7 protein-coding genes are annotated in these 11,543 nt (G+C 36.3%); all 7 read right to left on the bottom strand.

Annotated features, from left to right (window positions below):
• Positions 1-130 precede the first annotated feature (130 nt).
• The 7 genes from A8L32_RS03455 to A8L32_RS03425 all read right to left on the bottom strand — a co-directional run bounded on the left by A8L32_RS03455 (position 131) and on the right by A8L32_RS03425 (position 11,532).
• A complete protein-coding gene (locus A8L32_RS03455; RefSeq protein WP_066627838.1) occupies positions 131-3,214 on the bottom strand; it encodes an efflux RND transporter permease subunit in 3,084 nt (1,027 codons plus the stop codon).
• 160 nt (positions 3,215-3,374) lie between these two features.
• A complete protein-coding gene (locus A8L32_RS03450; RefSeq protein WP_066627834.1) occupies positions 3,375-4,430 on the bottom strand; it encodes an efflux RND transporter periplasmic adaptor subunit in 1,056 nt (351 codons plus the stop codon).
• 12 nt (positions 4,431-4,442) lie between these two features.
• Positions 4,443-5,912, bottom strand: coding sequence for a TolC family protein (locus tag A8L32_RS03445; RefSeq protein WP_066627831.1), 1,470 nt, complete (start codon positions 5,910-5,912; stop codon positions 4,443-4,445).
• Between the two features lie 18 nt (positions 5,913-5,930).
• Positions 5,931-9,284, bottom strand: coding sequence for a golvesin C-terminal-like domain-containing protein (locus tag A8L32_RS03440; protein WP_143525006.1), 3,354 nt, complete (start codon positions 9,282-9,284; stop codon positions 5,931-5,933).
• Positions 9,277-10,176 (bottom strand): ABC transporter ATP-binding protein, encoded by a 900-nt coding sequence (locus A8L32_RS03435; protein WP_066627827.1) that lies wholly within the window; start codon positions 10,174-10,176, stop codon positions 9,277-9,279. The genes A8L32_RS03440 and A8L32_RS03435 overlap by 8 nt, the downstream gene beginning before the upstream one ends.
• 147 nt (positions 10,177-10,323) lie before the next feature.
• Positions 10,324-10,878, bottom strand: a complete 555-nt coding sequence (locus A8L32_RS03430; RefSeq protein ID WP_066627825.1) for a Spy/CpxP family protein refolding chaperone — start codon at positions 10,876-10,878, stop codon at positions 10,324-10,326.
• Positions 10,879-10,995: 117 nt separating this feature from the next.
• On the bottom strand, positions 10,996-11,532 hold the full coding sequence (locus A8L32_RS03425; protein WP_066627822.1) for a Spy/CpxP family protein refolding chaperone: 537 nt from the start codon (positions 11,530-11,532) through the stop codon (positions 10,996-10,998).
• Positions 11,533-11,543 lie beyond the last annotated feature (11 nt).

Raw genomic sequence — 11,543 nt, 5'->3', positions numbered from 1 at the left:
ACGAGTATTTTTTACGTCATATTTTCAGGGCGTTGCTCTGGGCTAATGCTTTAGGCCCTTTGGGGCATAATGCTGTACCTTTAAGCCTTTGTAACATTGCACCCCTGAACCTGTAAACCATTTCTCCTTCTTACCCTTCTACCTTTTCTCCTCTTTTAAAAACACCATCGAAAATGTAATACACACATGGAATTACAACCAATGTTAATAAAGTTGATGTTACCAGCCCCCCAATAACAGCAATAGCCATTGAAGAACGGATAGCTGCGCTTTCTCCCAATCCAATAGTCATAGGTAACAAGCCTAAAATAGTGGTTAGACTAGTCATAAAAATTGGTCGCAACCGAGTATTGGCTGCAGCAATAATAGCATCCTTCAGTAATAAACCTTCTTTCTTAAATTGATTGATGGCATCTACCAAAATAATGGAGTCGTTTACTGCAATACCAGCCAGCATTACCAAACCGATATAAGCCATAATGTTTAAAGACTTACCGAGAATTAAAAAGGCAGCAATAGCACCAACTCCCGCCAATGGAATAGTTAATAAAATGGTAAATGGATGAATTAATGATTCAAATTGCGATGCCATAACCATGTACACTAAAATGATAGATAAAAGCAATGCAAAAGAAAGACTTCCGAAAGACTCTTTACGCATCATTTCATCTCCTTTTATTTGATAGCGGTAACCAGTTGGGAATTCAATCTTACTCATGGTATCATCTATCCGTAAAGCTAATTTATCGACTGGCATATTCCCTCGCATATGAGCAGATATTCTTCCTATCCTATTTTGATTATTTCTGATGACCTCCTTAGCCGATGAACCTACTGTAATTTGTGCTAACTCACCTAAACGGTAGGTCTCCTGACCATTTTCTATCACGAAATTCTCTAATTCTTTTAATTCGTAATCCGGCATTTTTAGGGTTATGTCGGTAAGCTCTCCTTCACTCTCTATACTTCCCGCATCTTTCCCCATTAAAAACTCTTGTAATTGAGTAATGATGCTGGTTGCATTAATATCAAAAATACCTGCTCTATAACGGTCTATCACCACATTCACTTCTGGAACGCCATCCTCAAAAGAGCTTTTTACGTTATATAATTCCTCTTCCTGCTTCAGTAAGGCATATACCTCATCAGTTAACTTATCTAACTTGTCCAAGTCATCGCCAATTACCTCAATCACAATGGGTGCTGAATCATTACCTAATATTTCACCCAAGGCCGTTTCATCCTGAATATATTCTAACTCTAAATCAGGAATACCTGCAAACAATTCGCTTAAAACAGGAATAAAATCATCAGTAGAATACGGTGTATCTTCTTTAAGGGTAACTTTAATAAACCCAGTATTCTCTCCTTCAAATACACTTTTATCACTTCCCGATAAATCCGATTGTGGCCCTGAATGCGTGTATACATGTTCAACATGCTCCTCCAGTCCTTCTCTAATCATCTCTTCCATGGCATGTATGGTAGAAGCCGTACGTTGCAAACCAACACCAGCAGGTAAGGTAACATCAATGGAAAACTCGCGGGTTTTAGCCTGCGGCATAAATTCGCTTCCCACATACGAAACAGAAAAATAGCTTAGTACAACTAAAACTACAGAGGCCAAAATAACCAAGTAACGTTTCTCAATCATCCCGCTCAAAAACTGAGTATACCTGGGATAAGTTTTCTCTTTTCGGATAGATTTTTCGGGTCGCTTACCCAGTAACAAAACACTTAATATGGGTATGATTAAGATGGCTACAAATAGCGATGAAAGCAAAGAAAACGCCACCGTCCAGGCTTGATCTTTAAATAATTCACCAGATGCTCCATGTAAATAAACAATTGGTAAGAACACAACAATCGTAGTTAATGTAGATGCCACTAGTGCTCCTCCTACTTTTGCCGTTCCTTCAACGGCAGCCTCGCGGAGCGGCTTGCCCTTTTCTAGCATGCTAAAAATGTTTTCTACCACAATTATGGCATTATCCACCAGCATACCTGCTCCCAACGCCAAACCTCCTAAAGTCATTATATTGAGCGTAAGCCCATTAAAATACATCAAGTTAAAAGTGGCAATAATAGAAATAGGAATAGCAGCACTTACCACAAGAGTAGTTCCAATTCTGCGCAAGAATAAGAATAAAACCAATACTGCGAACAATATACCAATCAAAGCACTATCCTCAACTTCGCTAATAGCATCATCGATAAACTTACCCTGATTTTTAATGACCGTAATCTCGTATCCAGGCAGTCCTTTTTTTATTTGATCGAATCCTTCGTTAAGTGCTTCAATGGCAGCTACCGTATTGTATTTGGTTTCTTTATAAATAGACAATCCAATACACCTTTGTCCGTTTAATCGAACAATATTTACAGGGTCTTGATTTTTATAAGAGATATTGGCCACATCGCTCAATAGCAAAGGAACTTCTTTAGTTTGTCCTTTTTCATCTTGCTCCAAGGTTCGGCCTACCACTAGTCTACCTAAATCCTCTGGCGATTGATATATACTGACTCCTTTGATAATATATTTTTGTCCTGCTTCCTCTATTGAGCCTCCAGAAACATTGCGATTAAAACTCTCAATTTTAGAAACTATAGTAGATGAAGTAATATTATGCGACTCCAATAAATAAGGATTTGTCTCGATGAGAATCTCCTTACTTTCGTCACCCGATAAACGAACATCAGCAATACCATCTACTCTAATTAACTCGTTACGAATATAGTTTTGAGCTACCTTTCGCAGCTCATCCATATCGGTAATATTTTCGTTGGAAACTGCCGCCAACATAACTGGAGAAGCATTGGGGTCGTTACGATAGATATTTAACTCTTCTACATCTTCGTTTTGACTATAAGTAGTGAGTGCCTTTTGTAAATCCAGGAAAGCCTCATCCATATCCTGATCCCAATTGTACTCAACGGTTATTTGCGCTGAGCCCACCTTACTTAACGAGCCCACGTTAACCACGCCTCGTTGACGAATAATGGTTCCCTCCATGGGTTCCACAAATTGCTTTTCTATTTCCTCTGGGGGGCGTTCACCCGACTGAACCTCCACCACGATGCGTGGGTTATTTAAATCCGGAAATAAATCGGTACCTAAACGAGAAAATGATATAAACCCGAGCAATACAATACCCAAAATAATCATGGCTACCGTAACTGGATAATTGACAGAAAACTGTGCAAGTTTTTTCATATATTCTAATTAGTATCAAGTTTTAAGTATCAAGACATAAGACTGATTTAAAAGACTTTAAAAAGTCTATAATAATCGGCCATTAAGCCCAATAGCTAATCCTGATAGTTTCAGATGCTTATTGTTATATTACTTTCAACTTTATAAACTTTTACACTGCCTATTTATTTAAAACTTTAATTTTAGAACGATCTTTAAGCGTCTCGAAACCTTTAATAATTAATCGTTCTTCAGGTTTTAGTCCTTCAAGAATTTCGACCTTACCATTATTTTCCATCCCTGTAACTATTTTTCTTTCAGCGGCCGTTTTGTCTCGTGCTATAAATACTACTTTACCGTCGGTGCGCACTAAAATGGCATCTTTAGGAATAACTACAACACTGTCCTTTTGATCCACAATAATATCTGCCTTCACAAACATACCTGGCCTTAATTTGGCTTCGTTATTACTTATAGCTAGTCGTCCTTTAAAAGTTCTAGACTCCACATCAATGGCTGGTGATATTTCTTTTAGTTTGCCAAACAAAGTATCTTCTGGTAAAGAGTAATTCGTAATCCAAGCTTGTTGATTTAGGGATACTTTCGTGATTTGGCTTTCTGGTAACATCATATCCATCACCATTTCTTTATAGCTCATTATTTGAAGCACCTCTTTACCTTGCTCCACTTTAACCCCTTGCGAAAAGTATGGAAGATCAGTGATCACTCCGTTAAATGGAGCGGACACCCTCATCTTATCCAATTGAATAATGGCATTTTCGTAAGTTTTTTGTGCTGAAACCAATTGCTTTTCTCCTGTTACTTTCTCACGTAGAGTAACACCTCCTTTTTCGTAAAGAGCTTTTTGCTTTTCGTATTCCATCTCAGAAATATCCAAATCAATTTTAGCACCTTCAATGTTGACGTTGTTTTCGTATTCTTCATCTTCAATACGAATAATAATTTCGCCTTTCTTTACTTCATCCCCCATTTTGTACTTTTTACCCGTACGAGGATTGATTTGTATATAGTATTCTCCAGAAGCTTCGGTGGTTTGAAGGCTCTCAAACTCCGATACAATTGTACCTGTAGCGGTAAATACTTCCTGAATATTATCCCGACTCACCTCCTCTACCGTAACTGGTATCGAAATATCTGCAGAGAATTTATTTTGTTGATCGTTACAAGCTACTAAGCTCATACCTAATAATGCGATGGGAATATATCTTTTAATCATAAGAGTAGATTTTTATTTTTTGAATTGAGGTGTTACTGGAACTTGATTTTCAAAGTCGTACATACTCTGAATTTTCATATTCAGTAATTCCAGTTTATAACTGATGATGGAATTGGTTAAACCATTCTTTTTTGTGGTCAATTGGTTTTGTACCAGATTTAGATCCATACTGGTTAAATCACCATTTTTGTATTTCTCTAAATTAATTTCGTAGGTCAACTCAGCATTCTCTAGATTTTTTCGGGCAATACTAATTTGGCGTAGGTTGTTCTCTAAACTTCTAAATACCTGACGAATGGTTAATTTAATATCCACCTCTTCGTCTCGTAAATCATTTTGTGTTTGTTCTAACGCCGCTTGAGCCGCCTTTAGTCTGGCTTTCTTTTCTCCCCAATCCCACAGAGGAATAATTAATCCTAATGAAACTTGCTGGTTATTGGTAGGTTCGTTAAACATATTTTGAAATTCCTCATTCTCACCAATTAAGCCAAATTTTAATACTAAATCCCCTTTAAACTCATTTAAAGCATTGGTTTTAATAATATCAAACTGTCCGTTTTCAATAGCTATTTGACGTTGTCTCAGCTCCATTCTATTAGATAAACCCTGTTCAATGGCTATATTCAACTGAACATCTACAGGCAACACAGAAACATCGGCCAATACCATAATTTCTTCTTCTAAGGGTATTCCTAGCATCTGCTTAAAATTGTCCTTGTCATTTTCAAAGGCCACTTCATTATCTTTCATAGAGGATTCACTGGTCATTAAATCAAGCTCCGCCTGATAAAGTTCCTCTTTCGCTGTTAGTCCTGCATCTACCTTATTTTTGATGATATCATAACTCTCTTTACGGTTTTGATATTCCTCACGAGAAGTATTCAAAGCCATTTGAGTTTGATACACTTTAAAGAAAGCTTGTGTCACCATATTCTCCACACTTAATTCCTGTAAAGCATAACTTAATGTGGCATTTTCATAACTTAACTCAAGTTCCTTTAATTCCAGTTTAGTTCTGTTATAAGTAAATAAAGGTTGCTCAAGTGTTAAATCTAAACTATTACTGAAACCCTTAAAACCAGAAGAATTACCTCCTGTACTTGAATTCTCACGATATTGTAATGAATTATTTAATGATAGTACCCCATCAGTCCATAAAATTGGTTGTGATACTCTAAAATTACCCAAACTACTATAGTTCTCTACGGTATACCATTCAGAAAACTGTTCATTAAAAATTCTATCATGCGAATACTCTAATGGCCTAACATTTAAATTAAAGTTAGATTTTAATGTGGCTCTTTGCGCCTTTAGATTCTCTTCACTTTGTATCAAAGACAGTCTGGAACCTTGTATACGCGGACTGGTTTTCATGGCTTGCTCAATGGACTGCTGTAAGGACAAAATCCGTTGGCCATAAAGTCCTGATGAAAATAGAATAGCTCCTAAAATCAAGCGTATTTTTATTTTATTGATAAACATATATTTAAGTTTAGATATTTAAAGTTTAACCCATTTAACAGCATCTGCAATAACCACTCTTTTTGTAGTTAAATCAGATAGTTCTACAATTGCTTCCCCATCGGATAAATAAAACTCACCCAAGAAAGCCCAATCTGAGGCATCCTGATCGATGGGCACCTTTACCTCTGATTCCCCATCATCATGGTACACCTTATAAGTATAAGTGGCATCTTTAGGATCTTGATTTCGGAAATTACCCATGCGCTTTGAAGGAACCATAGCATAAACATTATACCTTCCAGTTTCGGATAGTTGGCCTTTGAACTGTGCTACCGCATTGCCATCGCCAGCTTTTTTATAAGACATTGATTTGGTAAACTCACCAAAAGCAAAGGAGTTTAATACTGGAGTCCAGCGCGAAGCAGGTCGAAAAAAGGACAATGTTTTATACTCAGAACCATTTTCAACATTTTCTTCATCTTTCATTTCCAAAATATATTCCTTTAATGTTTTGCGACCCGTTGTATTTACTACAGAAAATCCCTCATGCTCATTATCTACAATAATCTCGTTATCCTGAACTAGTTTAATTTTACGGCTTAATGGAGTTATTCCTATCCTAGGCATAAAACTCGATGGCGCCTCTTCAAAATCGGCCAGAGGGAAACGTGTATCTGAAGGTACATTTTTAGATAAATAAGTATGTACCGACATCATGCGAGGAGCTTTGTCCAATACAATACCAATGTTTACATGCTGTCCTTTTTTAATCAGGTATATTTCCTCATAACTCGCTGTCATTCCTCTTCCTCCTGGCGGGCCACCTGGACCTCCACCACCACGACCTCCTCTTGGGCCACCTCCGCCACGGCCACCCATTATAGAAGCTTTTACAATACCATCTACATTGCCCTTATTAGCTACTTGCAAGCCCACATAAAATCGTTTTCTATTGCCATCTTTAAACTCATACACCTTACTCTCTCCAAATAAAAAGGAAGGCAATTCAACATCAGTATCCGAATCAATGGTATTACCATGTTCTGTATCGTCAGAAATCAGTTGACTAAGAATCTCTTGATCGATTTGTTGCATGGCGTTGGCCTGTAACAGGCTATCTACAAAAGAGCTAAATTTATCGGACCCTATGCGTGATTGAGCAGTAGCAAATTGATTATTACCAACGGTAACAATTATATCTGCAATGCTGATTTCTAAATCCTCCTCATCGGCCAATTCTTTCAGACTACCCTTGCTTTTATTTAAGAACAGAATAGATTTATCCGTAGAACTCATTCTTCCGAACCTGCCCGTAGAACTATGCACCCTATTTAGCATATATGATTCTAAACACATATTAAAAAATGGCAAATCCTTTTCCTCGAGTGAATAGGCATAATTATAATACAACGGAAACATGGAAAAAGCACTCCAATTATCTAAGGTTCTTCCTACATCATTATTCCCACCAAAAAATCGGCGTCCTTGCACAGGTTGTGCAAAAGTATTACCCACTAAATTCATAAAAACATTGGTTTCTATTTCTTTAGGCAATAATTCTAGTTTATCGTTCTTTACGCGCCTTTCTTCGTTATTAAACCTGCTAGCCAAATTAAAATCTCTTAAACCTAAACCTGATTCAGGAATAAAAATCATTTCGGGTTGGGTATTGTCATTACTGATGCTCCAACCTCTGAAATATGCATAAAAATGTACAGGAACCTCAACAATAGAAAATCTGTTATAAGGATATTCAACACCTAATTTACGTTCGTAATCCTTTTTAATATCTTTCAGTAAATTAGGCAATGTGTCGCTTAGGTTCTCGAAATACTTTTCGAAGTAAAAACCATCTTCTCGGGCGGTTACAGAATAATTTACACTATCTACTTCAATGCTTTTACTTTGATATTGGCCTCCTACTAAACTAATTTTAGAATAAGGCTTATCTCCTGTAAAATGAACCCAATCACCATCTTCACCTTGCTTACCTTGCGATATATAGTTGAGTTGATTGGATGATTTCACTTTTAACTCGTAGGTAAAAAACTTTTGAACGCGTAATGCATTTCTTTCCGCCACCACAGGATACCAAAAGGTTTCCTTAATTAAAAATAAGTAGTTGGATGTGGCAAAGCAACTTCGTTTATCAGCTACTAAGGGGTCAAAACGATGCAAGGCTTCACGCGTCTCTTTACTTAAATCAAAATATGCCAGTTTATCGTTCGGTGTTCCCTTAAATTTTAAGCTAATATTTAATGATGCATTCTGAAGGTGTTTATTGCTTACATACAGCATATTTAAATCCTGCTCATAACTAGATGCCTCTTCTTCAATTTTCACTTCTTCAACAATAAGTCCATTATTAAAGAAGAATTTTAACTTGTTAGGAAATGAAGTGGTCGTATTCTCTACCTTAAAATTTACCGTTCCGCTTATTGTACTTCCAATGTGTTCTAACTGTATTTTATAATCCGAAATCTGATAACCCGCCTCAATAGGAAGTTGCTTTTCTATTCTGGCTTGTCTTTGAATAAGTTCTTCCTGATCAACACTTTGTATAAGATAATATGCCATTCCTGACAAGGCTATTAATAAACATATATAAGCTGGTACAATAATTATTTTTTTACCGAAGTTAGTTTGTGATAATCTGGGTAATTTATATACCGTAAACAATATAAGAGATAAGCCTATCAGAAAGTATCCACCTCTAATTAAAACCAACTGAGCTATATTGGTAAAACCAACGTAGGCCGAATACGCCATGGGTGTGTTAAAGGAGATAAAATCCCAAGCTCCGTAATGTTGCCCTTTTAAATAAAAAACGCAAGTGGCAATATAACCCAATACCAAAATAAAAGTGACTGCCTGATTACGCACCAACTGCATCACAAAAAAGGATAATCCTAAAATAAACACTAAAGTAGGAAAGGAAATAATAAAGGGATACAGGAAATAAGTCAATAAACTGAATCCTGCATCTGGACTTATTAAATTAATGATGAATGTAAATGAAAGAACCAATAAATTAAGCCCTCCAAAAACGATCAATATTCCTAAGGTCTTTCCAAATACATACTGAAAGTTTGACATATTCCTTACGTATATCACCTCAGTTGTATCTAGCTTTTTATCTCGTCCTAAGAAATCAGCAGATAAGAAAACTGCGATGATGGCCTGTACAATGTTTAATACCCAAAGGTTCATGTAAGGTAAACCTCCCAATAACATTCTATCTGGCCATCCTGCTCTACCTACCTCGGTAGAAGCCATAATATTAAAGAATAAAATAAATATGATGACGATGAGAGAGAAAATACGAAAGAACCAACTCCTTAATAGAGTTTTAACTTCGAAACGTGCAACAGTAAATAAAGGGTTACTCATGACTTGATAAACTATTATTGGTTTCGTACTCCATAAAATATACATAAGCATGCTCCAAGTTGGGAGCAATGGCTTCTCCTACAAAATCATCCGCACTAGGCGCAATTAACTCTACTTCATATCCATTGGCATCAGGTATGGTAGTAATAACAGGATATTTTTGCTTGAACACTTCCATTTGATCGAAGTTTACATGTGTTCGCCACACTTTACCTTGCGATAATTCCAGAAAATCGTTAGGACTACCTGTAAAACCAATTTTTCCTTCGTTTAATAAAGCCATCTGTGTACAAGTACTCGAAATGTCGCCAACAATATGCGTAGAGAGAACAATAATTACATCGCGCTGACTTAGGTCTGCTAAAATATTTCTGAATCGAATTCTTTCCTCGGGATCCAAACCTGTAGTTGGTTCATCCACGATAACTATTTTGGGGTCACCAACAATGGCCTGAGCAATACCTAAACGACGTTTCATACCTCCAGATAACTTGTTGGCATATCTATTTCGAACCTCATACAAACCTACCTGTTCCAGTAGGCGTTCCACCTCATTTCGTCGTTCTTTCCGGCTACTTATCCCTGCTAAGGAAGCGGCATAATCTAAAAACTCATAGGTTTTTAACTTGGCAAAAAAACGGAAATCCTGAGGCAGGTAACCAATCATAGATCGTACATCTTGCCTGTTTTTACTTAATGGCTTCCCGTTTACTAAAATATCACCTCCTGAGGGTTCTAATAAAGTAACCAGAATTTTCATTAACGTAGATTTTCCAGCACCATTAGGTCCTAATAAACCAAACATGCCAGATTCAATATCTAAATTAACATCAGTAAGTGCCTGATAATTATTTTTATAAACCTTATTCAGGTTTTGAATAGAAATATCCAATGTTGTAGACTTTAAAATATGAGAAGACAGACTATGAGAGACAAGTACCCAAATATAAATAATTTAGTTTACAATGTATACAAAAAACACAAGTAGCTAGCAGAATATTATTGAAAATATCCGCTAGCTACCTCACCTAACCAAACCTTATCCTTGAATTTCTATTTCTTTCTCAGCTTCTGCTTGACTAAATCTTTCGCCATGTCCTTTTTGTCCTTTATGAAATTGGCGATCTCCATCTTTTCTTCCTTGACGCATAGCTTTACCTTGATGTCCTCTTTTATGACCTTTACCTGTATGAGCGTCGAACATTATTTTTTGATCATCTGTTAATAAAGCTCTAACCTTTTGCTTATTGGCAAATTTCTTTTTGGCCATTAAAGTTTTAATATCACCTATTTCATCTAACAGATTGTTTACTGTTTTTTCATTAATATTATCACCTGTTGAAGCAGCTTTTAACTCAGCCATTTTCACTCCTAAGTCATTTTTATAAGGTGTCATTTCCTTTGTAAAACTTAACCTAAGTGCCTTCATTTCCTCTTTCTGCGTATCTGATAGGTTCAAACCATGTTTTGGTCCACATTCTCCTTTAGGTCCTTTTGCTCTGTGACCATCTTTTACCCCTGCTGCAGTTCCAACCACTAATATTGCTAATAAAGCTACTGCTAACATCACTCTAAATACTCTTACCTTCTTCATATCACAAATTTTAAATAATTAAACTTCTATTTCTAAAATTTTGAGCGTACTTTTCCTATTATCACAAACGCTCGTTTATAATTCACTTTGATATTTAAATACTTAAGCTATTTTTAATTACTGATGATGATTCCGTTTCTCATCCCTCTCTTGGTGGTGCTTCCCTCTGCCTCTCATTCCGTCCTTAAACATTGGAGAATGTTCTACCATACGCACTAACAAGCTATCAAACACTTCTATCTGCTCCTCATTACAAATATTTCGTAAACCATTAAAATGCTCCATGGTTAATACCTCTAACTGAAGTTTATAGTTAGCCATTTCTTTGAGTATACTTTGCTGTAACACGCTATCATTTCCTTCTTTAAAACTCAACATCATCTTGCTACGTATCACATTCATGCTATCCTTCACCACTTCTATTTGCTTAAAATAATGCTTACTATTTTGCTCAAATTGACTTTTTTGTTGCTGGCTAAGTTCTAGTTTGTTAAAAAAGTAATTCTTCCCTCCACCTCGTCTCTTATTTTCGAATTCACCTTCCTTCTGTTGTTGTTTTAGCATGGGCTTTGGTCCATCCCACCAAATTCTCCACGAAAAAATATTGAGTATAACTAAAACTACAATTATGATGATATAAAACTTCTTATTCATTTTAATTCCTC

This window comes from Labilibacter marinus (assembly GCF_001659685.2).
GTDB classification, from domain to species: Bacteria; Bacteroidota; Bacteroidia; order Bacteroidales; family Marinilabiliaceae; genus Saccharicrinis; species Saccharicrinis marinus.
This window is presented reverse-complemented; position numbering and strand designations above follow the sequence as displayed.

Bases quoted from the DNA above. Each gene is read 5' to 3' on its own strand.
- A8L32_RS03455 (WP_066627838.1), bottom strand. From the start codon at position 3,214: ATGAAAAAACTTGCACAGTTTTCTGTCAATTATCCAGTTACGGTAGCC.
- A8L32_RS03450 (WP_066627834.1), bottom strand. From the start codon at position 4,430: ATGATTAAAAGATATATTCCCATCGCATTATTAGGTATGAGCTTAGTA.
- A8L32_RS03445 (WP_066627831.1), bottom strand. From the start codon at position 5,912: ATGTTTATCAATAAAATAAAAATACGCTTGATTTTAGGAGCTATTCTA.
- A8L32_RS03440 (WP_143525006.1), bottom strand. From the start codon at position 9,284: ATGAGTAACCCTTTATTTACTGTTGCACGTTTCGAAGTTAAAACTCTA.
- A8L32_RS03430 (WP_066627825.1), bottom strand. From the start codon at position 10,878: ATGAAGAAGGTAAGAGTATTTAGAGTGATGTTAGCAGTAGCTTTATTA.
- A8L32_RS03425 (WP_066627822.1), bottom strand. From the start codon at position 11,532: ATGAATAAGAAGTTTTATATCATCATAATTGTAGTTTTAGTTATACTC.